At 42.4% G+C, this 26,001-nt stretch carries 29 protein-coding genes; 11 read left to right on the top strand and 18 right to left on the bottom strand.

Annotated elements, in window-relative coordinates; all coding sequences use genetic code 11:
• Window positions 1-7 precede the first annotated feature (7 nt).
• Genes rlmH through HKX39_RS08050 form a run of 5 tightly spaced genes read right to left on the bottom strand, consistent with a single transcriptional unit; the run spans window position 8 to window position 3,552 of the window.
• Entirely contained in the window at window positions 8-478 is a 471-nt protein-coding gene (gene rlmH, locus HKX39_RS08030; RefSeq protein ID WP_171680803.1) for a 23S rRNA (pseudouridine(1915)-N(3))-methyltransferase RlmH, read from the bottom strand.
• A 6-nt stretch (window positions 479-484) separates the two neighbouring features.
• Window positions 485-889, bottom strand: a complete 405-nt coding sequence (gene rsfS / locus HKX39_RS08035; protein WP_171680804.1) for a ribosome silencing factor — start codon at window positions 887-889, stop codon at window positions 485-487.
• A 30-nt stretch (window positions 890-919) separates the two neighbouring features.
• On the bottom strand, window positions 920-1,525 hold the full coding sequence (gene nadD, locus HKX39_RS08040; protein WP_171680805.1) for a nicotinate (nicotinamide) nucleotide adenylyltransferase: 606 nt from the start codon (window positions 1,523-1,525) through the stop codon (window positions 920-922).
• On the bottom strand, window positions 1,525-2,811 hold the full coding sequence (purD, locus tag HKX39_RS08045) for a phosphoribosylamine--glycine ligase (protein WP_171680806.1): 1,287 nt from the start codon (window positions 2,809-2,811) through the stop codon (window positions 1,525-1,527). The genes nadD and purD overlap by 1 nt, the downstream gene beginning before the upstream one ends.
• 9 nt (window positions 2,812-2,820) lie before the next feature.
• Entirely contained in the window at window positions 2,821-3,552 is a 732-nt protein-coding gene (locus HKX39_RS08050; RefSeq protein ID WP_171680807.1) for a YebC/PmpR family DNA-binding transcriptional regulator, read from the bottom strand.
• 221 nt (window positions 3,553-3,773) lie between these two features.
• Here HKX39_RS08050 and HKX39_RS08055 point away from each other — a divergent pair, with 221 nt between their 5' ends.
• The gene (locus HKX39_RS08055; RefSeq protein WP_171680808.1) at window positions 3,774-5,261 is read left to right on the top strand and encodes a helicase HerA-like C-terminal domain-containing protein; all 1,488 of its coding nucleotides are present in this window, start codon (window positions 3,774-3,776) and stop codon (window positions 5,259-5,261) included.
• Between the two features lie 124 nt (window positions 5,262-5,385).
• Here HKX39_RS08055 and HKX39_RS08060 read toward each other — a convergent pair whose 3' ends face one another.
• Window positions 5,386-5,895, bottom strand: coding sequence for a MarR family winged helix-turn-helix transcriptional regulator (locus tag HKX39_RS08060; RefSeq protein WP_171680809.1), 510 nt, complete (start codon window positions 5,893-5,895; stop codon window positions 5,386-5,388).
• Between the two features lie 118 nt (window positions 5,896-6,013).
• On the opposite strand from HKX39_RS08060, the gene HKX39_RS08065 reads away from it, so the two are divergent.
• Entirely contained in the window at window positions 6,014-6,997 is a 984-nt protein-coding gene (locus HKX39_RS08065; RefSeq protein ID WP_171680810.1) for a quinone oxidoreductase family protein, read from the top strand.
• A gap of 575 nt (window positions 6,998-7,572) precedes the next feature.
• Here HKX39_RS08065 and HKX39_RS08070 read toward each other — a convergent pair.
• On the bottom strand, window positions 7,573-8,262 hold the full coding sequence (locus tag HKX39_RS08070) for a DUF4136 domain-containing protein (RefSeq protein WP_171680811.1): 690 nt from the start codon (window positions 8,260-8,262) through the stop codon (window positions 7,573-7,575).
• Between the two features lie 113 nt (window positions 8,263-8,375).
• On the opposite strand from HKX39_RS08070, the gene pepN reads away from it, so the two are divergent.
• From pepN to tldD, 7 genes are all read left to right on the top strand, one after another.
• Complete coding sequence (gene pepN, locus HKX39_RS08075) at window positions 8,376-11,069, top strand: aminopeptidase N (RefSeq protein ID WP_171680812.1); 2,694 nt, start codon at window positions 8,376-8,378, stop codon at window positions 11,067-11,069.
• 15 nt (window positions 11,070-11,084) lie between these two features.
• Window positions 11,085-12,089, top strand: a complete 1,005-nt coding sequence (locus HKX39_RS08080) for a class 1 fructose-bisphosphatase (RefSeq protein WP_171680813.1) — start codon at window positions 11,085-11,087, stop codon at window positions 12,087-12,089.
• Window positions 12,090-12,331: 242 nt separating this feature from the next.
• Window positions 12,332-12,514, top strand: coding sequence for a type II toxin-antitoxin system HicA family toxin (locus tag HKX39_RS08085; protein WP_171680814.1), 183 nt, complete (start codon window positions 12,332-12,334; stop codon window positions 12,512-12,514).
• A gap of 9 nt (window positions 12,515-12,523) precedes the next feature.
• Window positions 12,524-12,949, top strand: a complete 426-nt coding sequence (locus HKX39_RS08090) for a type II toxin-antitoxin system HicB family antitoxin (RefSeq protein WP_171680815.1) — start codon at window positions 12,524-12,526, stop codon at window positions 12,947-12,949.
• 209 nt (window positions 12,950-13,158) lie between these two features.
• Window positions 13,159-13,479, top strand: a complete 321-nt coding sequence (locus tag HKX39_RS08095; RefSeq protein ID WP_246226121.1) for a transcriptional regulator — start codon at window positions 13,159-13,161, stop codon at window positions 13,477-13,479.
• Window positions 13,472-13,783 carry a helix-turn-helix domain-containing protein gene (locus HKX39_RS08100; RefSeq protein ID WP_171680816.1) on the top strand — a complete coding sequence of 104 codons (312 nt, stop codon included), beginning with the start codon at window positions 13,472-13,474 and terminating at the stop codon, window positions 13,781-13,783. The genes HKX39_RS08095 and HKX39_RS08100 overlap by 8 nt, the downstream gene beginning before the upstream one ends.
• Window positions 13,784-13,873: 90 nt before the next feature.
• A complete protein-coding gene (tldD, locus tag HKX39_RS08105) occupies window positions 13,874-15,322 on the top strand; it encodes a metalloprotease TldD (protein ID WP_171680817.1) in 1,449 nt (482 codons plus the stop codon).
• Between the two features lie 81 nt (window positions 15,323-15,403).
• On the opposite strand, the gene HKX39_RS08110 is transcribed toward tldD, so the two are convergent.
• Window positions 15,404-15,721 (bottom strand): hypothetical protein, encoded by a 318-nt coding sequence (locus tag HKX39_RS08110; protein ID WP_246226123.1) that lies wholly within the window; start codon window positions 15,719-15,721, stop codon window positions 15,404-15,406.
• Between the two features lie 179 nt (window positions 15,722-15,900).
• Here HKX39_RS08110 and HKX39_RS08115 point away from each other — a divergent pair, with 179 nt between their 5' ends.
• Complete coding sequence (locus HKX39_RS08115) at window positions 15,901-16,620, top strand: Crp/Fnr family transcriptional regulator (protein ID WP_171680819.1); 720 nt, start codon at window positions 15,901-15,903, stop codon at window positions 16,618-16,620.
• Window positions 16,621-16,696: 76 nt separating this feature from the next.
• On the opposite strand, the gene HKX39_RS08120 is transcribed toward HKX39_RS08115, so the two are convergent.
• From HKX39_RS08120 to dusB, 8 genes are all read right to left on the bottom strand, one after another.
• Window positions 16,697-17,956 carry a TRAP transporter large permease gene (locus HKX39_RS08120; RefSeq protein WP_171680820.1) on the bottom strand — a complete coding sequence of 420 codons (1,260 nt, stop codon included), beginning with the start codon at window positions 17,954-17,956 and terminating at the stop codon, window positions 16,697-16,699.
• Window positions 17,957-17,961: 5 nt separating this feature from the next.
• On the bottom strand, window positions 17,962-18,456 hold the full coding sequence (locus HKX39_RS08125; protein WP_171680821.1) for a TRAP transporter small permease: 495 nt from the start codon (window positions 18,454-18,456) through the stop codon (window positions 17,962-17,964).
• A gap of 147 nt (window positions 18,457-18,603) precedes the next feature.
• Complete coding sequence (locus tag HKX39_RS08130) at window positions 18,604-19,590, bottom strand: TRAP transporter substrate-binding protein (RefSeq protein WP_171680822.1); 987 nt, start codon at window positions 19,588-19,590, stop codon at window positions 18,604-18,606.
• A gap of 158 nt (window positions 19,591-19,748) precedes the next feature.
• Window positions 19,749-20,321: a Holliday junction branch migration protein RuvA gene (gene ruvA, locus HKX39_RS08135; RefSeq protein ID WP_171680823.1), complete on the bottom strand. Its 573-nt coding sequence runs from the start codon at window positions 20,319-20,321 to the stop codon at window positions 19,749-19,751.
• 25 nt (window positions 20,322-20,346) lie between these two features.
• The gene (gene ruvC, locus HKX39_RS08140) at window positions 20,347-20,889 is read right to left on the bottom strand and encodes a crossover junction endodeoxyribonuclease RuvC (RefSeq protein WP_171680824.1); all 543 of its coding nucleotides are present in this window, start codon (window positions 20,887-20,889) and stop codon (window positions 20,347-20,349) included.
• A gap of 17 nt (window positions 20,890-20,906) precedes the next feature.
• Window positions 20,907-22,496 (bottom strand): bifunctional phosphoribosylaminoimidazolecarboxamide formyltransferase/IMP cyclohydrolase, encoded by a 1,590-nt coding sequence (gene purH / locus HKX39_RS08145; protein ID WP_171680825.1) that lies wholly within the window; start codon window positions 22,494-22,496, stop codon window positions 20,907-20,909.
• Window positions 22,493-22,738: a helix-turn-helix domain-containing protein gene (locus HKX39_RS08150; RefSeq protein ID WP_171680826.1), complete on the bottom strand. Its 246-nt coding sequence runs from the start codon at window positions 22,736-22,738 to the stop codon at window positions 22,493-22,495. The genes purH and HKX39_RS08150 overlap by 4 nt, the downstream gene beginning before the upstream one ends.
• Window positions 22,735-23,721, bottom strand: a complete 987-nt coding sequence (dusB, locus tag HKX39_RS08155) for a tRNA dihydrouridine synthase DusB (RefSeq protein ID WP_171680827.1) — start codon at window positions 23,719-23,721, stop codon at window positions 22,735-22,737. The genes HKX39_RS08150 and dusB overlap by 4 nt, the downstream gene beginning before the upstream one ends.
• A gap of 111 nt (window positions 23,722-23,832) precedes the next feature.
• Between dusB and HKX39_RS08160 the strand changes: the two genes are divergently transcribed.
• A complete protein-coding gene (locus HKX39_RS08160) occupies window positions 23,833-24,669 on the top strand; it encodes a cytochrome c oxidase assembly protein (protein ID WP_171680828.1) in 837 nt (278 codons plus the stop codon).
• On the opposite strand, the gene HKX39_RS08165 is transcribed toward HKX39_RS08160, so the two are convergent.
• Window positions 24,640-25,680, bottom strand: coding sequence for a YheT family hydrolase (locus tag HKX39_RS08165; protein WP_171680829.1), 1,041 nt, complete (start codon window positions 25,678-25,680; stop codon window positions 24,640-24,642). The genes HKX39_RS08160 and HKX39_RS08165 overlap by 30 nt on opposite strands.
• Complete coding sequence (locus HKX39_RS08170) at window positions 25,681-25,884, bottom strand: zinc-finger domain-containing protein (protein WP_171680830.1); 204 nt, start codon at window positions 25,882-25,884, stop codon at window positions 25,681-25,683.
• Between the last annotated feature and the right edge of the window lie 117 nt (window positions 25,885-26,001).

Below are 26,001 nucleotides of genomic sequence, written 5' to 3' on the forward strand. Positions count from 1 at the left end.
AAGATTCTTAAGCACGATGATAAGGATGATTGACAGTAACACTCCATGCACGATAGAGCTGCTCAACGAGTAAAACACGTACCATGGGATGGGGTAGAGTAAGTGAGGAAAGACGCAGTTTAGTATCACCTGCATTTTTAATACTTGGATCTAAGCCATCAGGACCACCAATGATGATAGCGACATCTTGTCCACTGAGTTTCCATTTTTCTAAATGTTGAGCCAGTTGGATGGTGGTCATATCTTTGCCGTGCTCATCTAAGACAATGCGTAAAGCACCACTAGGAATAGCAGCTTCAATACGTTTTGCCTCGGCTTGCATCATTTGTGCGGCTGTTTTACCACTGGTACGTGGTTCAGGTTTAACCTCTTTGAGCTCAATAGCACAGTCTGCAGGCATGCGTTTGGCATAGTCTTCCCATGCCGTTTCGACCCATTGAGGCATACGGTTACCGACAGCAATCACATAAAGTTTCATAGGCGATTATTCGTCATCAAACTCATCAAAAGCATAGTTTGCTTGCATGACGGGCTGTGTCGATTGTGGAAGTAATTTGAGACGGACAGGTTTGCCACCCCAAATAGACTCTAAGTCATAGTAAGCACGGATAGCGGGTTGCATACAATGAATCACAATATCACCAATATCTAAGAGTACCCATTCACCGCTATCTTCGCCCTCTAAAGCGACAATTTCAATATCATGGGCACGCACAGCATCAATGACGCTACGTGCAAGTGCACGTGTTTGGCGATTCGATGTCCCACTGGCAATAATGACACGTTCAAATAGGCCAGTTAAATGCGTGGTATTAAACACTTTAATGTCTTGTGCCTTGACATCTTCTAAAGCATCAACCACTAAACGTTGTAGTTTTTGAATATTCATAGTTTTAAATTAATCGCCTCATTCAGGGAATTAGGCTTTATATAAGTTATTTTTTTTGATGTAATGGAGTACATCAGGGTGGATAAAAGTTTCTACCGATTCACCGCGCATAAGTTTGTCGCGGATATGGGTGGAGGATAAGTCAATCTCATCAAAATGTAAAAAAATCAATGACTGGTGATTTTTGGCTAACGTATCTAGCAATTCTTGAGGAGGATTCACTTCATAATGTGGGCGTTTGACGACCACCAGCTGCACATAGTGAAGAATCGCTTGCCATTCTTTCCATGTACAAAAATTATTTAATTGGTCACTTCCCATTAACCAATAATAGTCCGCATTAGTAGGGAGATTTTTGACTGTATCAATCGTATAACTTGGGCCCGTACGTTCAATTTCAATGGGATTTATTTTTAGTTGAGATGCTCCTTGTATGGCAAGCTGTAACATAGCAAGACGGTGTTCTGCACTTACAGAGACCGTTTTTTGCCAAGGTTGCCCTGCCGGAATCAGTTGCACCTCATCTAATGCTAATTGCGATAAAGCAGTGAGGGCTAAACGTAAATGCGCATTATGGAAAGGATTAAAACTTCCCCCTAGTAGACCGATTTTACGTTTAGCTAATGATTTCACCATTAGCCTTGAGCCTTTAAAGCACGCCAAGCGATATCTTTACGGAACTGGACACCATCAAAATGGATACGTGCCACCGTTTCATAGGCTGTCTGACGAGCTTGTGCAACGGTATCACCAATTGCGGTAACACAAAGCACACGACCTCCACTGGTGAGTAGCGTGTCGCCTTCTAGCTTAGTGCCAGCATGGAAAGTGACGCAATCCGCACCAGCAGCAGGAATGCCAGTAATGACATCACCAGTACGAGGTGAGGCAGGGTAGTTATATGCCGCCATGACGACACCTAGCGTCGTACGAGGATCCCAGTCGATGTGAGCTTTATCCAATTGACCCGCAATTGCCTTTTCAACGACTTCAGCAAAATCATTACGGATACGCATCATGATAGGTTGTGTTTCTGGGTCACCCATACGACAGTTAAACTCTAAGACCTTAATCGGGCGTGTTGCATCGTCACCGTCATCAATCATTAAGCCAGCATAGAGAAAGCCAGTAAACTCAATACCATCAGCCGCCATCCCTTGGACAGTAGGGTAAATGACCTCTTTCATAATGCGATCATGTAAAACATTACTCACGATAGGTGCAGGCGAGTAAGCACCCATGCCACCTGTATTAGGACCTTGGTCATTGTCTAACTGACGTTTATGGTCTTGACTACTGGCTAAAGGTAAGACATTTTTACCATCTACCATGACGATGAAACTCGCTTCTTCACCTTTTAAGAAACCTTCGATAACGACACGAGCACCAGCAGAGCCTAGCTTACCATCACCTAACATATCATCAATGGCTTGGTGAGCTTGCTCTATGGTTTCTGCAACGACGACACCTTTACCTGCAGCTAAACCGTCAGCCTTGATAACGATAGGAGCGCCTTGTTCATCAATATATTGATGTGCGGCTTTTGCCTCTGTGAATGTTGCGTAAGCTGCTGTTGGAATGCCATGCCGTACCATAAAGGCTTTAGCAAAGTCTTTAGAGCTTTCTAGTTGAGCAGCTGCTTTTGTTGGGCCAAAGATAGCTAAGCCATGTGTACGGAAAGTATCCACAATACCGTCAGCTAAAGGCGCTTCAGGACCAACTACTGTAAAAGCAATCTGATTTTCTTTGACAAATTGTACAAGGTCTTCCTTTTTGGTGATAGGAAGATTTTTTAAGGAGGGCGTTAATGCTGTTCCTCCATTACCTGGAGCGACAAATACCTCAGTCACACGAGGAGATTGTGCTAAACGCCAAGCAATCGCATGTTCACGACCACCGCTACCGACAACAAGAACTTTCATGGTTTATCCTTATTCAGATTCATCAAATACCGCTGTGGTATGTACTTCTTGAACATCATCTAAGCCTTCGAGCATATCGAGGATTTTACGCATTTTAATGGCGTCATCTCCTTCTAGAGCCGTTTCGTTAAGCGGTTTCATGATGATCGCTTCTACTTCTGGGACTAAACCTGCTGCATGGAGTGCATCTTTGACTTGCGTATAATCGCTAGGCGCACTGATGACTTCAATCACACCTTCTTCGTCGGTAACAATATCCTCAGCGCCTGCTTCTAAGGCAACTTCCATAATTTTGTCTTCATCGCTACCAGGTGCGTAGATGAACTGACCACAATGTTTAAACATAAAGGCAACAGAGCCATCTTGACCAAGATTACCACCAAATTTACTCAGTGCATGACGGACATCAGAAACGGTGCGAGTGCGATTGTCTGTCATGCAATCAATAATCACAGCAGCACCAGCAGGACCATAACCCTCATAGCGGATGCTTTCGTAGTTTTCGCCGTCAGCACCACCAGCACCACGTTGGATAGCACGCATGATATTGTCTTTTGGCATATTTGCCGCCATGGCTTTATCCCAAGCTAGGCGTAAAGCAGGGTTGGCATTGACATCACCGCCACCAGCGCGTGCAGCGACTTGAATTTCACGAATAATTTTTGTCCAAAGCTTACCGCGTTTTGCGTCTTGGCGACCTTTACGGTGCTGAATATTTGCCCATTTACTGTGACCAGCCATTTGATATTTCTCTTATAAATAACGGAAATAGGGCTGTCTAAGCAGACAACCCTTGATAAATTAAAGACTAAACCTTGATTTTAACAATTCTTGAAACGTCTTTTTATAAAAAGCCAATATATAATTGACAAAAATACAATATCAGTTGGCTGATTAGCGTATGATGTTGTAAAAAATTGATTAGATTGCATTGTCATCCCATTATTTTAAGGAATTTATCCATGGCAAATCCCATCCTTTTAGCAAAAAATGCTGAACAAGATGTTTATCTTTTACCCAAATATGCTAACCGTCATGGTTGTATTACTGGGGCGACAGGTACAGGGAAAACAGTCACTTTGCAAGGTCTTGCACAGTCCTTTTCTCAATTAGGTGTGCCTGTTTTTATGGCAGACATCAAAGGGGATTTGACAGGAATTTCTCAAGCAGGTCAAACGAGTCCTAAGTTTGAAGAGCGTTTACAAAAATACAATCTACCCATGCCTCAATTTGCCGGCTGCCCGACAGTATTATGGGATGTATTTGGCGAGCAAGGTCACCCAGTACGATCAACCATTAGCGATATGGGGCCTTTGCTTTTATCACGCGTATTAGGGCTGAATGATACACAAACCGGTATTCTCAATATCGTTTTTAAATTGGCTGATGATGAAGGGCAATTAATTTTAGACTTAAAAGACCTTCGTGCAATGTTGCAACATGTGAGTGAGCGCTCAGCCGAGTTACGTCAAACCTATGGCAATATTTCTGCAGCATCTGTAGGCGCTATCCAACGGGCATTGCTAGAGATTGAAAACCAAGGAGCTAATCTCTTTTTTGGTGAACCCATGTTAGATATCTTTGATTTGATGCGTGTCGATAGCAATGGTCAAGGGTATATCAATATTCTAGCGGCGGATCGTTTAATGCAAGCCCCGAAACTTTACTCGACATTCTTGCTATGGTTGTTAGCTGAATTGTACGAATCCTTGCCTGAGGTGGGAGACTTAGAAAAACCTAAATTTGTGTTCTTCTTTGATGAAGCGCATTTACTCTTTAATGATGCACCTAAGGTATTGGTAGAGCGAATTGAGCAAATTGTGCGCTTAATCCGTTCTAAAGGAGTGGGCGTGTATTTCGTTACACAGAATCCATTGGATATTCCGGATACTGTTTTAGGTCAATTAGGTAATCGTGTTCAACATGCTTTACGTGCTTTTACGCCGCGCGATTTAAAAGCCGTGAAGACAGCCGCAGAAACTATGCGCGAAAACCCGAAACTTAATGCAGTAGAAGCGATTACAGAGCTTGGTGTAGGTGAAGCATTAATTTCTTGTTTGGATGAAAAAGGGATTCCTTCTATTACTCAGCGTGCGTGGGTGATGCCACCAGCGAGTCGCATTGGACCTGCGACAGAGAATGAGCGTCAAGCTATTCGGAATGCGTCTATGTTTACAGGTAAATACGACCGTGTATTAGATCGTGAATCAGCTTATGAGGTTTTACAAAAACGCGCGGAGCAAATGGCATCAGCACAATCGACTAAAAATGAAGAGAGTGATGGTGGTGGTATTTTAGGTTCTGTCAAAGATTTAATGCTAGGCAGCACAGGACCTCGAGGCGGTAAACGAGATGGTATTGTGCAACAAGTAGTTAAGAGTCAAGTACGTAGCGTGACGCGCCAATTAATCCGAGGAGTGCTCGGCTCATTAATTGGTGGTCGTAAGTAAATAGACCTAATCAATCGAATAATTGAAAAGACCCTGATCTAATATTGATGATATCGATGTTTGATGAGGGTTTTATGATGATGGGATACTTTTCCTCAGGCTTGTTTGAGATAACTTGCTAAGATTAAGGTTTTTTAGTGCATTGCACAACCATTTTTAAATGATTGATTTCCTCAGGATTCAGGTTGTTGAGCATACGCATCGTAAATTGTTTAAATAGCTCAAATTCCTCTTTGTTAAATCCATCTAATGCTTTATTTAAGACGGTAGCTACCGTAGGCATGAGCTTTTTCGTTACCTGATTTCCCTTGTCGGTGAGCTTGAGATTAATGACTCGACGATCTGTTTCGCAACGAATGCGATTAATAAAGCCTTTTTTTTCTAAACGATCTAACATGCGAGTCATTGCCCCCGTATCTGTATTCATTATACGAGCGATTTCCGCAGGTGTTTCAGCTTGTTTTAAATCTAAAATCACGAGAGGGCGCCACTGTGCTGCCGTTAAGTCAAACTCTTTCATGCTTTCTTCGACTTGAGCCATACAGCTTTCATTCAGTAGCTTTAAAAGATAGCCCAAGTTATTTAGAGGGTTTTCAAGCTCTTCGGGGCGTTCTTGATAATGATAAAAAGGCATAGTTTTATAGTAGGCTTATGGGTTCATTGTGAATGTCTACTGCCTAGGCAGTATCTGTTATGCTTATTGTAGCGAAATTTTGATAAACTCACTATATCTATTTTTTTAAGGAATTGGCATGTCGATATTAACGCAAGCAGTACGAGTATATGAGCATGGTGGTGTGGAGCAATTATGTTTAGAAGAAGTAGAGGTTCCACTACCCGCGGCAGGAGAAATCCAGATTCAGCAAGAAGCGATTGGTTTAAATTTTATCGATATTTATTTCCGTACGGGCTTATATAAAGCACCGCTACCACATGGATTAGGTTTTGAGGGGGCGGGCATTGTGACGGCAGTAGGTGAAGGGGTCACTCGTTTTAAAGAGGGTGATCGCGTCGCTTATGGTCAAAGTCCTCTTGGTGCCTATGCCAAAGTGCGTAATCTACCAGCCAAACAGGTGGTGCATTTACCCAACGGGATTGCCTTTGAAGAGGCTGCTGCTGTGATGTTGAAAGGTCTAACCGTTCAATATTTATTCCGTCAAACCTATCGTCTTACAGAGGGTGAAACAATTCTTTTCCATGCCGCAGCAGGTGGAGTAGGCTTGATTGCTTGTCAATGGGCAAGAGCATTGGGTGTAAACTTAATCGGTACAGCCTCTAGCGATGAAAAAACAGCGTTAGCAAAACAATATGGCGCATGGGAGACCATTAATTACACGACAGAGAATGTCCCTGCCCGTGTGCTTGAACTCACTCAAGGGGCTAAAGTCCCTGTCGTTTATGACGGTGTGGGTAAAAGTACATGGGAAATATCTTTAGATTGCCTACGTCCTCGCGGATTGATGGTGAGCTATGGCAATGCTTCAGGGGCAGTTACTGGCGTGGACTTGGGTATTCTTGCTGCAAAAGGTTCATTATTTGTGACCCGTCCTACGGTAGGGACACATGTGGATACAGCAGAGAAAATGCAAGCTGCGGCAGATGAACTATTTGCGCATATTTTGGCGGGAAATATTAAAGTCGTCATCGATCAGACGTATCCTTTGAGTGAGGTCGCCAAGGCACAAACTGAATTGGCTTCACGCAAGACGACAGGGGCGACGGTACTTATTCCTTAAGTGTAGTGCTTTCTGTGAGTTTTGGTGCTAGTTTGCACTATCATCGAAGCTAATCTGCCGGAGAGGTTTTTGGTCACCAAGCGAGTTTGACGAACGAAGTGAGGCACTGTCTGAGCGACTGACAAAAACCTGTAGGCAGATTGACGTATGCAAAATAGTACTAGTGGCAATCAGCGATTGCGCCGAACGAGTAGCAAGCCTTGTTGCTATTAGCATTTACTATTTGCCCACACTGCAGACAGTTCACTCTTGCTCCGGAAAGTGCTTCGCCGTTTCCAATGTCGCGGCGAGTGAATGTCTCTCCGTGTGGTCTTGTGCTCACTGGCACTATTACGAGCGCCTACACAAGTTCTGTAATAGGTGATGGTGATGGAGTAACACGAACAATTGCACGCAACGAGTAGCAAACCTTGTTGCTATTAGCATTGGCTATCCGCCCACACAGCAGACAGTTCACTCTTGCTTCGGAAAGTGCTTCGTCGTTTCCAATGTCGCGACGAGTGAATGTCTCTCCGTGTGGACTGGTAATAATCATTACGTCACAAGTTTCCTAGGAGAGGGCTACTGCTAACGCACTATTCTGGAATATACTTCACTGGTGTTTGTTGTTCACGGCTTTTATCAATATCAAATTCAATATGACGTGTACCACCATTTGAGCCAGGGAAGTTATCAAAAACAGACACCGCTAAATAAGGCATAACCTGTGTTAAAGACGCATTTTGTGAGTCAGCCACTGCCTTGGCTTGATAGACAGGATTACCTGTTTTATTGTTTTTAATTTCGAGTGCTAAGGTATGGCGGCTGATTTGAATAGGGTATTGTGCCACACGAGGAGTATAGCTGATACCTACACCGCTATAAAAATTATTGCCCCAACCCCAACCAGGGTATCCATATCCAAAGTTACCAAAGCCAAACCCAAAAGTCGGTACAAACATGGGCTCTTCGTAGTACTCTTGTACGATTTTCTCACGCGTTTCTGTACTGGCATTGAAGTTCACTAAATAATGGGCTTTTTTGATATTGTTCGTTTGCATCAATCCCGTACGCCACATTTCTTTGGCGATTAAATCAGCATAACTTTTTTGCTCTAAGTTTTGCGAAACATCATTACTAAAAGCATAGAGTTTACCTTTGGTGTCAGCAGGCCAGTTATTAAATGCATTTACCTGTGTAGTGAAGGTATCGGGTGTAGCGCATGCTGTTAATAATGCTGTTGAAGCAATAACAATAGGAGTTAAGATTTTACGAAAAAGCGACATATCAGACTCACTTTAAAAAAGAAACTATTCTCTGTTGTAATGGGGCGAATAGTTTTATAATGCTCAATATTTAATCTACTATACCACCAGTTCCATTTTTAAAGTATTAATAAATGTCAATGACTTCTACCACTATTTATCGTCAAGATTATCAACCCTATCCTTTTGTTATTGAGCGAGTAGAGTTGCATTTCTCACTTGAACCAGAATGCACAACCGTCATAAATACAATGCAAATTCGTACGTCGCATGCAGGAGCATTACTAGTACTAAATGGTGAGGATATTGAACTCAAGACTATCCTACTTAATGGACAGGCAGTTGCTTATGAGTATAAGGACAATTTACTGACTTTACAGCCCGAGGTGACAAATTTTGAACTTAAAATTGTTTCGATGTGCAACCCTAAAACCAATAGCACATTGATGGGACTGTATGTTTCAGGGCAGAGTTTCTTTACGCAGTGTGAGGCAGAGGGTTTTCGTCGTATTACCTTTTTCCCAGATCGTCCTGATGTGATGAGTGAGTATTTTGTCACGATTGAGGCAGATAAAGCACAATACCCGTATCTACTTTCTAATGGTAATTTACTCTCGACACGAGAGTTGGATAATGGTCGTCATGAAGCAAAATGGCATGATCCTTTTCTAAAGCCTTGCTATTTATTTGCGCTAGTGGCAGGTGATTTTGATATTCGCGAGAAAACGAGTAAGACTCGTTCGGGGCGTGAAGTGCTATTACAAGTCTATAGCGATAAGGGCAATGGTGACCAGACCTTATGGGCATTGGATAGCTTAGAGCGCTCGATGTTTTGGGACGAGCAACGCTTTGGCTTAGAGCTTGATTTAGATCGCTTTATGATTGTAGCGGTGCGTGATTTTAATATGGGTGCGATGGAGAATAAGGGCTTAAATATTTTTAATGCCGCTTATGTATTAGCCGACCCTGAAATCGCCAGTGATGCCAATTATATGGGTATTGAGTCTGTGGTCGGTCATGAGTATTTCCATAACTGGACGGGCAATCGTGTGACGTGTCAGGACTGGTTCCAATTATCGCTGAAAGAGGGATTGACCGTTTTTCGTGATCAAGAGTTCTCTGCCGATATGATGGCGCGTTTTCTTTCTGAAGAAGCGGCAAAGAGTGCGAGAGCGGTTAAGCGAATTGATGATGTGACTCGTTTGAGAGTATCACAATTTCCTGAAGATGCAGGACCGATGGCGCATCCAATCCGACCAGATAGTTATCAAGAAATTGGTAATTTCTATACAGCCACCGTCTATGAAAAAGGTGCTGAAGTCATCCGTATGCAACATACTTTATTAGGTGAAGCAGGTTTCCGTGCAGGGATGGATGAGTATTTTCGCCGCCATGACGGTCAAGCAGTCACATGTGATGATTTTGTGAATGCGATGGAATTTGTGTATCAACAACAAAATCCCGGTAAGGATTTGAGTATTTTCCGTCGTTGGTATTCGCAGGCAGGTACGCCAACTGTACACGTTCAGATGGATTATGATCATGCTCAACAAACATGTGCCATTACTTTGCGTCAGCATTGCGATAAAGTCGGTGTCGAAAAGTTACGTACAGATTTTGAGAAAAAACCATTTCATATTCCTTTCCATATTGGAATGTTGACTACACAAGGTCAGGCTATTCCTTTAAATGTGAAGGATTTGTCAGATATCCGAGTGACAGAGAATGGTGGTGCTTTATTAGAGCTGACAGAGATAGAAAAAACATGGGTATTTAGCCATATTCCAGAACGCCCTGTTTTGTCCTTATTACGTGATTTCTCGGCACCTGTTTATGTGGATTATGATTACTCATTCGAAGAGTTAGCGACATTATGTGCGCATGATAGTAATCCTTTTGCACGATGGGAAGCCGCTCAAGAATTAAGTAGTCGTGAGATTTTGCGCTTAACTGCCGATATTTTGGCAAAGAGACCGCTCAGTTTGAGTCCAATTGTACAAGAAGTGTGGGCGCATAATTTAACTGATCCGCACCTTGATGCAGCTTATCGTGCATGGTTGTTGGCATTGCCATCTGAAAAAGTGTTGGTTGAGCGTTTAGATAGCATTACGCCGCTAGCTTTACACCAAGCACGTCAGTTTGTTTATAAAACTTTAGCAAAAGAGCATCGCGATTTATGGCTGCGTACTTATCAAGGGAATCATTCCCAAAAAGAATATAGTCCCGATCCAATTAGTATGGGTCAGCGCAGCTTAAAAAATATGGCCTTAAATTATTTGTTGGTCATTCAGGATGAAGAGGGCATTGCCTTGGCTAAAGGACAATATGAAACTGCCAAAAATATGACTGATCGTATGGGAGCCTTAAGTGCCTTGATGTATTATGCACCAGCAGAAGATAGCGAGATTTATAGCCAAGCCTTTTATCGTTATTTTGAGCATAATCCATTAGTTATGGATAAATGGTTTGCACTAAAAGCGATGTCGGTTAAGCGCGTGGATCAACTGCGCGAGCTGATGCAAAATCCATTATTTACATTACGTAATCCTAATCGTGCACGTGCAGTATTATTCCAATTTTGTATGAATAATACAGAAGCTTTTCATCATGAGAGCGGTGAAGCCTATGCTTTCTGGGCGGAGCAGGTAATTGCTTTGGATACCATTAACCCAGAAATTGCAGCACGTTTTGCCCGTGTGATGGATAATTGGCAACGTTATGCCGAACCAAATAAAGGATTTATGCAAAAAGCCTTACAAACGGTCGCACAATGTCCTACACTATCAAAAAATACCACAGAAATTGTGGGCAAAGCGTTAAGTATTTAATTTATCGGAGTCGATATGAAGAAGAAAACACTGACCCAATATTTGGTTGAGCAACAACGAGAAAACCAACTGGTGTCTGCTGATTTGCGTTTGCTATTAGAAGTTGTGTCTCGTGCTTGCAAAAGCATTGGTCACGCTGTGAGTAAAGGCGCTTTAGGTGGCGTATTGGGTAATCAAGGCAGCGAAAATGTCCAAGGTGAAGCTCAGAAAAAGCTCGATGTGATTTCTAATGATATTTTATTAGAAGCAAATGCGTGGGGTGGATTACTTGCGGCAATGGCCTCAGAAGAAATGGATACCATTCATAAGATTCCTAGCCACTATCCAAAGGGTGAGTATCTTTTGTTATTCGATCCATTAGATGGCTCATCTAATATCGATGTCAACGTCTCTATCGGTACGATTTTCTCAATTTTAAAAGCTCCCGAAGGGATTAAAGATCGTGAAGCGACAGAAGAGGACTTCTTACAAGCAGGACGTAAACAAGTGGCGGCGGGTTATGCACTGTATGGTCCACAAACGCTATTAGTATTGACGATTGGTAATGGTGTGGTGGCGTTTACCTTGGATCGTGAATTAGGTTCTTGGGTACTGACACAAGACAATATTCGCATTCCAGAGGATACGAAAGAGTTCTCTATTAATATGTCAAATCTGCGTCATTGGGATGAGCCTATTAAGCGTTATATCGAAGATTGCTTGGCTGGTGAGACAGGTCCTCGCGGTAAAAACTTCAATATGCGTTGGGTAGCCTCTATGGTGGCAGAAGTACATCGTATCTTACAACGAGGCGGTATTTTTATGTATCCATGGGATAAGCGTGAACCTAATAAACCGGGTAAATTACGCTTGATGTATGAAGCCAATCCAATGAGTATGCTGGTTGAGCAAGCTGGTGGTGCCGCCGTCGATACAGTGAATCCTATTTTAGACATTCAACCGACACATATTCATCAGCGTGTGAGTGTGATTTTAGGCTCTAAAAATGAAGTAGAAACGGTGAAAACGTACTTCAAATAAAAAACGTCTATACCTGTAAATAGCAACGGCATAAAGAGTTAATCTTTATGCCGTTTTTCTTGATGGATAAGCAAAGGATAAGGGAGGTACGTATTTTTACGGATGGATAAACGAGTGTTTGTCATATTGCTGATGGGTAGTTTGTTTTTTATGCTTTAGTTAAATCAATTATATCTTTTAAAAATATCTAATTATCTATTTTTTATATATGCATAATTAGGTACAATAAAAGGAGAAAGATATTGAAAAGCCGAGATTTAATTGAGCTATTAAAAAAGAATGGATGGTTCTTGGTGAGGGTGAGTGGCAGTCATCATCAATTTAAACATGGGCTTATGAAAGGCACCGTTACCGTGCCTCATCCGAAAGAACATATTCCCGTGGGAACGCTTAATAGCGTATTAAAGGCAGCAAAGTTGAAATAAGGAGTATCCATGTTATATCCCATTGCTATTGAAAAAACAATGTTTGAGGGTAAAACAGTTTATGGCGTAGTGGTGCCTGATTTATTAGGATGTGTAGCCGTTGGTGATAGTTATCAAGAGGCTTATGATAATGCTATTGAGGCTATTGGTTTGCATTTAGAAGGTATGAATGAAGACAATGAGGAAATTCCATTTCCTAAGACAATAGATGATTATATTTATCATATTGATTACCAAGGGATGATTTGGGCGACAGTAGAAATTGATTTGTCACCGTATATGGGTAAAGTAGAAAAAGTGAATATTACGTTGCCTCAATCCCTATTGCATAGAATAGATAAAAAAATTCTAGGTAACAAAAGCTATTACAGAAGTCGTAGTCATTATCTTTCAGAATTAGCTTTTCGGGATTTATCAAGCTCCCATTCGTTTTGAAAAAGTAAAAGATTTTAAATAAAACGGCATAAAGAGTCATCTTTATGCCGTTTTTCTTGGTGGATAAACAAAGGATAAGGGAGGTACGTATTTTTACGGATGGATAAACGGGTGTTTGTCATATTGCTGATGGGTAGTTTGTTTTTTATCTTATATAAATAAAACCAAAAATACTACTTAGTAGTATGTTTTATAAAAAAGGAGGTAAAATGAGACTGTGTACTTTGCGAGAAACACCCATTTATACAAAAATGGTTAATGCATTTTTTAATGAGGATGAGAAGGGAGATTTGCATGCTTATGTTGCTAAGCATGCGGAAGAGGGAGATGTAGTACCTCATAGTGATGGTTGTAGGAAACTACGTTATGCACGTCCTGGTATGGGGAAAAGAGGCGGTGTTAGGGTGATTTATTATCGGCAAGTAGCTAAAGAAATTATCCATTTATTGATCATATATGCTAAAGCTAAACAAGAGCATATTCCGGCGCATTTATTAAAAGCTATTGTAAAGGAGTTGAATAATGATTGATTTAGATAAAATTGATATAAAAAATCATGAATTTAGTGGAGAGGAGCTTGGAGAGTTATTATTAGCCAGTGTTAAGCAAATGAAAGCAGGTGAAGTTGCTAAAGAGTATACCGTAACAGTGAATGAGGCAGTGCAGGCACGTCGTAGCATAGGGCTATCTCAAAAGGAGTTTGCGAAGATTATGGGGGTTTCAGTAAGAACATTACAAGCATGGGAGCAGGGACAGCGTAAACCTTCTACGGGAGCACTGACATTATTAAAAATTGCAACCCATTACCCCAAGGTGCTTTTAGCTGTTCTCTAGATGGTTTTGTACTCTCAATCCCCCACGTAACTTCTTAATCTATGCTAATCTTTAACATTCAAAATTTATTTCTAAGAGATTTTTCGTAAGATGGCTCACACAACACAATCAGCTTTTGAACAAGCACAGTCTTTATTACTAGAACCTTATGGTCTTAACGAGGGGCATTTAGCAAAGGCATTGGCTGAAATTTTTACCCACAAGGCCGACTATGCTGATTTGTATTTCCAATTCACGCGTAGCGAAAGTTGGGGATTAGAAGAAGGGATTGTGAAAACAGGAAGTTTTAATATCTCTCAAGGTGTCGGTGTGCGAGCGGTTTCGGGTGATAAAACGGCTTTTGCCTATTCAGATGATATTTCTTCTAAAGCGTTAATGAAAGCCGCTAGCACGGTGAAAACCATTGCTCGTCAAGGAGCTGGTAAAGCAAAAGTAGCAAAGACCGTGGCAGAGCCTCATCGTTTATATGTACCTATTGATCCGACGGGCAGCGTTGATACAACAGAGAAAGTGGCATTGTTAGAGCGTGTGGAGCAATTGGCTCGAGCCAAAGACCCAGCGATTGTACAAGTGATGGCAGGTTTAAGCTCAGAGTACGATGTGGTTCTTATTGCAGGCTCTGATGGTCGTCTTCAAGCTGATGTTCGCCCATTGGTGCGTTTATCGCTGACTGTGATTGCAGAACGCAATGGACGTCGCGAGATGGGACATTCGGGTGGCGGTGGTCGCTATGGTTTAAATTATTTCACCGAAGCGCTTTTACAAGAGTATGTTCAAAAAGCGGTGAGTGAAGCATTGACCAATTTAGAAGCCAAAGCGGCACCAGCCGGTGAGATGACTGTCGTATTGGGTTCTGGTTGGCCGGGTATCTTATTGCATGAGGCAGTAGGACATGGCTTAGAGGGTGACTTTAATCGCAAAGGGTCTAGTGTCTTTTCTGGGCGTATTGGTGAGCGAGTTGCTTCAAAAGGTGTAACGGTTATTGATGACGGTACTATTCCCGATCGTCGTGGCTCATTGAATATTGATGACGAGGGTAATCCGACACAACGAACAGTCTTAATCGAAGATGGTATTCTTCGCGGATATATGCAAGATAGTATGAATGCACGCTTGATGAAAACCGCAATTACCGGCAATGGTCGCCGAGAGTCATATGCTCATTTACCGATGCCGCGCATGACGAATACGTTTATGCTTAATGGTGATAAAGCTCCAGAGGAAATCATCCGATCTGTCAAAAAAGGTATTTATGCGACGAGTTTCTCTGGTGGTCAGGTGGATATTACCAGTGGTAAATTTGTCTTCTCCGCTTCCGAGGCTTATATGATTGAAAATGGCAAAATCAGTTACCCAATCAAAGGGGCGACTTTGATTGGTAATGGCCCTGATGCGATGAACAAAGTATCCATGATTGGTAATGATTTGGCATTGGACAGTGGTATTGGTACATGTGGTAAAGAAGGGCAAGGTGTACCGGTAGGCGTGGGCATGCCGACTATTCGTCTGGATGGTTTGACGGTGGGTGGTACACAGTAAACATTTAGAATAACCCCATTATCAGAGGCACATAGAGAAGTGAAATGAGCCGCTCATAATGGGGTTAAACAATGGATTTATTTAAATATAAAACATTGCCTTAGCTAATATGACAATTAGCACTACATGGTAAAAAACACTGGTATGGATGTGATGCGATACTTTACCTTTTAAGAGTCCTTTTTTACGAAGTATCATGGCACTGATGAAGTGGATTAACACACTGATAGCGATGATGATTTTAAGGCTAAACAATAAGGTAAAGTGTCCATTGCCAGTGATACCAAAACGTGCCATATGAAAGTGTGCCATGCCTAGCCCAGTGGCAAATAGCGTTAATAGTACAAAGGGCATTAATTGTTTAGCTCGTCCACCGACTTCTTTGCCTACGGCTTGCATAATGTCGTTGCTGAGTTTGTGCTGGATATACCTAAGAAAGAGCACTTCAAAAAAAACCGTTCCAATAAAGGCGAATGCACTTAGTAGATGCAAGGTAAGAAGAATAAAGTAAGTCATAAAACACGTTAAAATAAAAGTATCCTATTCTAACATTCAACCACTTCTCTATTAAATTACCAATGATAAAAATCAATTTAACCTCTATCGAGGAAGAACAGTTAAGAAGTGTGCTGGCTCAGCACCCCGTGTTTGGCGGTCATCCAGCGGAACTTTATGCAAGCTTGCTCGAAAATGCAGGAACTTGTCAGATGAAAGCAGGAGACCGGCTTTTTTCTGAGGGGGATGTGGCAACACAATACTTTGTCATGGGGAGTGGTGCAGTAGAGATGTTCCGCTATTCAATAGAAGGTGATGAGCGCGTATTTTCTATCTTTGAACGAGGTGAGTTTATTGCTCATGCGGCGATGTTTATGCCTCATGGCAAATATCCGATGAATGCACGTGCACGAGACAATGTCAAATTATATGTCCTAGACCGTCAGGCATTGCATAAGACCTGTCATCGCTTCCCTGTACTTGCCATTCGCTTATTGTCGGGGATGAGTATGAATATTTATAAGCAGATTAATCAGGTGCATTGGTTGACATCGAGTTCTGCGCATGAGCGGTTGGCGCATTATTTTGTGCTGCTTCAGCAGGAGCAAAAAAATGCCACAGTGATTATCCCTGTCACACAAAAACAATTAGCTGCACAGTTAGGTATTCGAGCAGAGACGTTGAACCGTATTCTTGGGGAATGGCAACAAAAAGATTATATTCGCGGCAAACGTAAAGAGTGGGAATTATTGGATATTGATTATCTCAATAGCTTATCAGGTGCAGCAAAGCGGACGTTTTAATGGCTTGATTTATACGGCTTGTGCCTAATAGAAAAAACCGCCTATATGGCGGTTTTTATGTTGTTTTTAGGGTGACCTAAATCAATGCTAATGTAATGCTCGGAATATAAGTAATAATCAATAGACAAATAAACGAGACCAATACAAAGGGTAGTAGTGGTTTGAGAATTTTATCTACCGATAGTTTTGCCACCGTACATGCTGCAAAAAGATTGACACCAAAGGGTGGTGTAATCATCCCTAAGGCGAGATTGACGACCATAATAATACCAAAGTGTACAGGATTAATACCAAACTGTACCGCGACAGGTAAGAGTAATGGTGCAAGCACGACAATCGATGCCGATGTTTCGATAAACATACCAATAACAAAGAGCGCTAAGTTTACGCCCAATAAGAAGGTGTATTTATCGCTAAAGACTTGTGCTAGCCATTCACCCAATTGATTAGGAATACCAGCACGATTTAATAAGAAACCGAATAACCCAGCATTGGCAATGAGGAACATGATGATTGCCGTAGAGATAACCGTATTCCTAAAACAGCTTGATAAAGCCGAAAAACCTAGCGTACGATAAATAAAAATACCGATAAATAGAGCATAGGCAACCGCCACGACAGAGGCCTCAGTAGGCGTAAAAATACCGCCATAAATGCCACCAAGAATAATTACCGGCATAAGTAAAGCCAATTTTGCTTGATTTAAGGCAGTCCAGAAATTGAGGCGATTATGACCATCTTGTAAGCCAACGTGGTGGCGTTTGGCATAAAACCATACATAAAGGACTAATGCAAAGGCAATTAAAAAGCCGGGTAGAATACCACCAATAAATAAATCGACTAAATCCGTTTGAGTGGCTACCGCAAATAAAATCATGGGCACAGAGGGTGGAATAATCACGCCAAGCTCTGCTGCTGTCGCCTGTAGTGAAGCGGCAAAGGGTTTTGGATAACCATGCTTAACCATGGCTGGAATTAAGATAGAGCCGACAGCAAAAGTAGTGGCCACACTAGATCCTGCCACAGCAGCAAAAATCATACATGTAATGACACAGCTACACGCAAGACCACCTTGCATGTTTCCAACTAGGCTTTTTGCAAAATTGACAAGACGTTCAGAGATTCCAGCAGCTTGCATGAGATTGCCTGCGAGAATAAAGAAAGGAATGGCAGCCAATGGAAATTTATCTAGTGCGGCATAAAACTGTTGGGCGATGACCAACCAATTAATCCCCGCAACTTGAATCCCTAAGAATGACGCAAGACCAATTGAAATCGCCACGGGCACGGTGAGTAGGAAAAACACCAACATTGAAACGATCATGAGTTGTGACATGTCAATTACTCCTGAATATTCGTATCAATTTGGCTATTATCGCCAAACCAGTGGATGAGTAGGGCGATTAGCGCAAGGGTACATCCAATAGGAATTGCGGCATAAATCCATGAGATAGGGAAGTCGAGCCCCGCAATCGTTTGGAAACGTACACGATAGGTCATATTGCCCCCAATCCATGCAAGAAGACCTAAAAAGAGGGCGCAAATCGTGTTAGCAAAATGACGTACCCAGCGACGAGGAGCATCACTCAGAAAGGTATTAATGACATCAACCTTGAGCATTTCACCTCGGCGAAAGGCGAGAATAATCCCAAGAAAGACAATCCAAATAATCGCTGAACGAGTCCAAGGCTCTGTCCATGCAGCAGGCTCTTGTAAAACAAAACGTGCAAAGACCTGATAAATCCCCGCAAAAAAGGCAGACCAAAGTAATAACTGAGCGATAAAAGAAATCAGCTTAAATAAAGATTGATCAAGAAAATAGGAGAGTTTTTTCATACTGTAATGCGTCATCGCATAAAGATTAAGAGGGAAAAGACATCCCAAAAAAAGATGAAAAAACTGAACGTGTGTACTTCATAAACTCTAGTATCACGTTCAGCTTTTTCTGTCTGAGTGTCCACAGGAGATACTCAGCATATGGGTTTATTTTGCCGCAGCAATACTATCAATTAACTCTTTAGAGAAACGTTTGTAGTATTCAGGATATACGTTTTTCACTAAAGCAGAGAAAGCTTCACGATTGACATCTTCAGTGACTTGCATACCAGCATCTTTTAAGCTTTGAATACCTGTTTTTTCAATATTGTCCACGAAGTCACGCATCGCTTGTGCCGCTTTTTTACCCGCTTCATTAAATTTTGCCTTATCTTCGGCACTTAGACTGTCATATACCGACGGTGAAATGACAATCACAGCGGGTGCATAAACGTGAGCTGTTAGTGAAAGGAATTTTTGTTGTTGATTCAGTTTGGCCGCCACGATAACAGAGGTTGGATTCTCTTGACCATCAATTGTGCCTTGTTGTAGGGCGGTTTGTACCTCTGGCCAAGCCATTGGTGTAGGAAGAATACCGATTTCTTTGAAAGCCGCGATATGAACAGGATTCTCTGTGGTACGGATTTTGAGACCTTTGGCATCAGCAGGTTCTTTTACCGCGACTTTATTATTAGTAAGATGACGGAAACCTTGTTCACCCCAAGCGAGTGCCACTAAACCACGCTTAGAGAATTCTTTAAGCATATCTTGACCGATTTGACTATCAAGCACTTTACGACCATGATCTAAATCACGTAGTAAGAAGGGAATATCAAAAACACCTACCTGTGGGACAAAGTTAAGGATAGCACCCGTGGATAAAATTGCTGCATCAATAGTACCTAGTTGTAGACCTTCGATTACTTCACGTTCACCACCTAAAGCACTATTACCAAAGTGTTCAATCGTAAATTTACCTTGGCTACTTTCAGTAATAGATTTATCGAAAGCTACGGCACCAGCACCAAAGTGAGAGTTATCTTTTGCCAAAGCGTAAGCCATTTTTAATGATTGTTGAGCAAAGGCATTAGCAGATAACATTGAGCCAGCCACGATACCAGCACAAAGAACTTTATGTAACCATGATTTTTTCATGAGATTTCCTTATTAAATAAACGTTTATATTTCAATTATTTTATGATAAATCGAATCGCTTTAACGCTAACTTAGCCAAAGGGAGTTGTTTTAATCACCATATTTGCGCTATATAAGAGAATACACAGTTTATCTATGTTGGGAAATGAGCAAATACCCTATTTAGCCAAGAGTTGTAGTGCTTGACGAATACCGTCCGAGACTGAGACATCAGCGGCGATATTTTTAACGACATTCGTGCTTTCTTTTTCTGAATACCCTAAGGCAATGAGTGCATTGAGAATATCGCTCTTCGCAGACGGTATCTGTGCTTCAGCGGTATTGGTGGTCGCTGTAAATTTACCTTTAAGTTCTAGAAGTAAACGTGCGGCTGTTTTGGCACCAATGCCGGGGATTTTTACTAAAAGGCTAGCATCTTCTTGAGTGATAGCATTGGCTAGTTCAGTACTACTCATACCAGACAGAATGGCCAACGCAGTACGCGCACCAATGCCACTCACTTTAATTAAGGTGCGAAAAGCAAGACGTTCATCAGCACGTAGAAAACCATACAGGACATGCGCATCCTCGCGAACTGCAAGGTGCGTATAGAGGGAGACTTTGCCACCAATGTCGGGTAGGTCATAGAGTGTGCTCATTGGCACTTCTAAATCATAACCCACACCATTGACATCAACGCAAATAGTGGGGGGGAGTTTTTCGATAAGGGTACCGTTAATACGACCAATCATACAATATGTCCAAAAAATAAAACACTTAGATATGCAAACGACCACCACGTAAACGAGGGGTATGTGTCGTATCCATATCTAAATCTTGTAGTTTATGGGTGAGGGTAATGGTATGGGCGTGTGTGATGGCACAAGCAAGCGCATCGGCAGAGTCGGGCTCAGGACGACCGTTGAGACTTAATAAATGTTGTACCATGGTCTGTACCTGTTCTTTATTTGCATGACCACGACCCACTACAGCTTTTTTAATCTGTAACGCGGTGTACTCTGCGACATCTAAATCATAATCAGCAAGTGCGCACATCGCTGCCCCGCGTGCTTGTCCTAGCAGTAAGGTGGTTTCTGGGTTGGTATTGACAAAGACTTTTTCCAGTGCGGAATGGCTGGGCTTGTAGTGTTCAATGACTTCACGGATATGATCCATGATATATTTAAGACGGCGGTGTAGCGGTAAATCTGTGGGAATAGCAATCGTCCCACTACCGACATAATAGAGTTTCGCATAGTGGGTGTCGATTACCCCAAAGCCCGTTTTACGTAGCCCGGGGTCAATACCAAGAATTCTCACGCTACACCTAGAGAGGATTAGTGACGGAAGTGGCGAGTGCCAGTGTAAACCATCACAATGCCATGCTCATCAGCCGCATTAATCACCTCGTCATCACGGATACTGCCACCTGGTTGAATAATGCAGTTAGCACCAGCGGCAACAATCACATCAAGACCATCACGGAATGGGAAGAAAGCATCAGAAGCAGCGGCTGTGTTTTTTAAGCTTAAACCATTGGCTTCTGCTTTGATTGAGGCAATGCGAGCAGAGTCCAAACGGCTCATTTGACCCGCACCGACGCCCATTGTCATGCCGTCTGCGCAGAAGACAATCGCATTCGATTTGACGTATTTGGCCACTTTCCAAGCAAACATTAAGTCTTTTAATTGTTGCTCAGTCGGTTGTTTCTTTGTCACGACTTTGAGTGATTCCATCGGTACATCAAAGGCATCAGGATCTTGGACTAACCAACCACCGCCGACACGTTTAACATCAAATGGATTTTGCGCTTTACCTGTCGCCACTTTTAACACGCGAACATTTTTCTTCGCCGCTAATAACTCAAGTGCTTCTGCGGTATAGTCTGGAGCGAGTAATACTTCCATGAATTGTTTACTGACTTCTTCGGCTACCGCTAAATCGACTGTACGGTTAAAAGCAATAATGCCACCAAACGCTGATGTTGGGTCAGTTTTAAAGGCTTTTTGGTAAGCGGCAAAAGGTGTTTCGGCTACGGCTACGCCACAAGGGTTAGCATGTTTGACAATTACACAAACGGGTGCGTCAAAACTACGAGAACATTCCCAAGCGGCATCCGCATCTGCGATATTGTTATAAGAAAGCTCTTTACCTTGTAATTGAACGTAGTTGCCCAATAGACCATCACCACGAACAGGGTCGATATAGAACGCCGCTTTTTGGTGAGGATTCTCACCATAGCGGAGTTCTTGGTGTTTTTGCAGTTGTAGCGTGAGTGTATCTGCCCACATCTTACGTTCTGGGGCAGCTTCTTGTGCTGGTTCGGCTTCTGTTAAGCTGCTTAAATATTGCGCAATAGCTCCGTCATAAGCAGCGGTGTGAGCATAGGTTTTGCCAGCGAGTTTTAAACGTAAACCATAAGAAGGCTGACCGAATTCATCAATTTCTTTAAGTACTTGAGCATAGTCACTTGGGTCAATGACTACTGTAACGCCACCCTCTGGGGTACCGTGATTTTTAGCAGCAGCACGTAACATAGCTGGACCACCAATATCAACATTTTCGACAGCATCAGCAAATGAGCAGTTAGGTTTTGCGATGGTTTCGCGAAATGGGTAAAGATTCACAACCAATAGGTCAATAGGAGCAATACCGTGTTTTTCCATGGTTGCAAGATGCTCCGCATTATCGCGACGACCTAATAAACCACCGTGAATTTTAGGGTGTAAGGTTTTGACACGTCCATCTAAAATTTCAGGAGAACCAGTATGTTCAGCCACCTCAGTAACAGCCAAGCCTGCTTGTTTGAGTAAAGCAGCGGTGCCACCAGTGGATAAAAGTTTAATGCCACGAGCAGCAAGTGCTTGGGCAAATTCCACGATACCTGTTTTGTCAGAGACAGAAAGTAGAGCAGTAGTGAGTTTCATGATGCATCAATAAGGTTGTTTGAAATAAGTTTTTTACGAAGTGTATTGCGGGTAATACCTAAAATTTCGGCAGCTTTAGATTGGTTGCCGTTGGCATATTCCATGACTTTCTCTAGCATGGCTTTTTCAACACTGTGCATCACCATGTCCCAGACATTATGAGCATCATTGTCACCAAGTTCTTCAAAATAAGCATCTAGATTAGCGCTAATACATTCGTCAATAGGGTGTATATTATTCATTGTTCTAATTGAATGAGTTCGTTAAACCATGCCTCTACGGCTTTGTATTGATCAGCACTATTATCAATTTGATTCATACGATTGATAAAAGCTTCTGCTTTGGGCAGTTGCTCTACATACCAACCGATATGCTTACGTGCGGTACGAACACCAGTGTACTCACCGTAGAATTGATAATGTTCATGCAAATGTTCTAATAAAACAGTTTGCATTTCAGTATAGCTTGGAGGTGCTAGCTCCTCGCCATGCGCTAAGAAGTGGTTAATTTGTCGGAAAATCCAAGGATTTCCCTGTGCAGCACGTCCAATCATCACGGCATCTGCACCTGTATAATCTAATACATATTTCGCCTTGTGAGGTGAGTCAATATCACCGTTAGCCACCACAGGAATACGTAAAGCGGCTTTGACCGATTTAATCGTATCGTATTCTGCTTCGCCATTGTACATATCAACACGTGTTCTACCGTGTAGGGTTAATGCACTAATACCAATCTCTTCGGCGAGTGTGGCAATACGCAAAACGTTTTTATTTTCTCTATCCCAACCCGTGCGTGTTTTTAATGTGACAGGCACATTGAGTGGACGACAGGCATTAACGACAGCTTTTAAAATGGCTACTACGAGGTCTTCGTGTTTTAATAGCGCAGAGCCTGAAGCCACATTACACACTTTTTTGGCGGGACAGCCCATATTAATATCAATAATCTTAGCGCCTTTACTGATATTAAAAACAGCAGCTTGAGCCATCATCTCAGGGTCTGCTCCTGCAATTTGCACGGAAATAGGATCAATCTCACCGTCATGATTTAAACGACGAGAGGTCTTGACACTATCCCATAGCTTTGGATTGCTCGCTGCCATTTCAGACACGGCATAGCCTGCCCCCAAACGCTTGCAAAGCTTGCGAAAGGGGCGATCTGTCACGCCTGCCATAGGTGCAACAAATACAGGGTTTGCTAAAGTCCATTGTCCGATTTTCATCTGGAGGATTGTAGCCGATTTCGTCTATTTCTCGGGCTGATTCAGCGTAAAGATACAAAATTGCCTTAAAATGGTGAACTGTTTGATGGATGTAGATAATCTTAATCGCCTATGAATTTAACGCTAGCTCAGTGGCTAAGCCCTTGGGAATTTTCACCAACATTAATTATTTGTTTTGTATTCAGTGCCTATTTATTTATTAAAGGGGCTATTGCAAGACCTATTCGTGTTGTTCGTCATATCTTATTTTGGTCGGGTTGGGTGATGTTATATCTAGCGATGCATACCCATGTGGATTATTTTGCAGAAAGAGTATTCTTTATCCATCGAGCTCAACATGTTTTTTTACATCATCTTGCTCCGCTATTGGTGATGGCAGCTTATCCTGGGCAGGTGATGCGTGCAGGTATGCCGATGTGGATGCGCATTAGACTTAAACAGTTCCGAGAGACGGGCTTGGGTAGGTTGCTTGAGGGGATTTGTACAAATAAATACTTTATCCCGTTTATGTTTGTGTTTTTAGTCTTGGTATGGTTAATTCCAACAGTACAGTTTTACTCTATGTTGGATGTCCACCTTTACCGGTTAATGAATTGGTCGGTCGTTGTTAGCGGTTTTTTATATTGGAATTTGATTTTGGATAGACGACCTTCACCACCGGCGGCGATGTCGCCAGTAGGGCGAATCATTTCCCCTATTTTAACGATGGCACCACAGATTGCGGCAGGGATTTATATTGCATTTGCATCGACAGATTTATACCCATTATTTGATTTGTGTGGACGTGCTGTTCCTATTACCGCTCTAGAGGATCAAGGCTATGGTGGTGTTATCATGTGGGTGCCAGCAGCCGCTGTGGAGAGCTTTGGGATTATTGTTGCTTTACTGACGTGGATGCGATTATCGGCAAAAGGACGATTACACCAATCCTTCAAAAAAACGATATAAGCGTTCACTCAACCAACCGAGTTTATGAGGAAAAGTGCCTTGCGAAAAACCGACATGACCACCGTGCTCAGGTTGGTGCAAGAGTACGGTTGATGAAACATCGCGTAATGTAGGTAAACTCTCTCTAGGAATAAATGGATCGTTTTTCGCATTGAGAATGAGCGTTGGAATGCGGATATGGATAAGTTCTGGTTTCGATGAGCAGCGAGTCCAATAATCAATGGCGTTTTTAAAACCATGGATAGGCCCAGTATAGCAATCATCAAACTCTTGTAGATTTCTTGCGGCTTCGATATGAGCTATATCTATCATATCGGGAAAGCGCTGGGCTTTTTCGCGCATTTTAGGTTTCATCGTAGTCAGGAAGTAGGGCGTATAGACAAAACGTCCAAAAAACCCTTTACCGAGTTGTAAGCCTGTAGCGACTAAATCTGTCGGTGTGGAGACACTAGCGGCTGCGAATAAAAAATCAGCCTGATGACCTTGTTCAGCAAGATATTTGAGTAAAACATTACCCCCCATCGAAACGCCTGCAGCATACCACTGGGCATGTGGTAAGCGATGGCGCAATGCTGCCATAACGGTTGACACATCTTGTGTGTCTCCCGAAAAGTAGGAGCGAGGAAGGCGATTGGGTTCGCCAGAGCAACCCCGAAAATGTGCTACGACGACTGCCCAACCACGGGTACGAAAATCATGACAAAGCGATTGGGCATAGTGACTTTGACTAGAGCCCTCTAGTCCATGAAAGAGAACAAGCGCTTTTCCTGTAAATTGAGGGACAGGCTCAGCAACTTGAGGAGAGGGTGTTGAGGCAGTACCAGTGGTAAGCTTAGCGTCGAGGGGATGTTGAGCGGGAATATTCCAGTCTAAATCAATAAAGTCCCCGTCTGGCGTTTCAATACGCTGACGCATAAAGTGAATGCGAGGATAGCGAGCGAGCTTAGAGCCAATAATGGTTTGACTCTGACCCTCGGGCAACCAGAGTGGGGGACGGTATTCAAGATTCAATTAATGACCTTTAACCTTTTCGCCGTCTTTGAGTTTATATTTTGCAGAGCAATAAGGACAGGTGGCGGTATGGTTATCTGCATGAGCGATGTCTAAAAAGACGCGAGGATGCATACTCCAATGTGGGGCATTAGGTCCGGGACAGTAGAGAGGGAGGTCTTTGGCTGTCACTTCAATCACATCGCTAGCTTTTTGGTCTGCCATTGTTAATTCTCCGAATAAGCAATCAATAAAAGGAATAGCTTACTGCATTCCGATAAATAAGCAGTATTTTACGCTAAATTTTTAAAACTTATCTCCTTAAGGTTCATCTCATCTTAA

This window comes from Pelistega suis, from assembly GCF_013133795.1.
Taxonomy (GTDB): domain Bacteria; phylum Pseudomonadota; class Gammaproteobacteria; order Burkholderiales; family Burkholderiaceae_B; genus Taylorella; species Taylorella suis.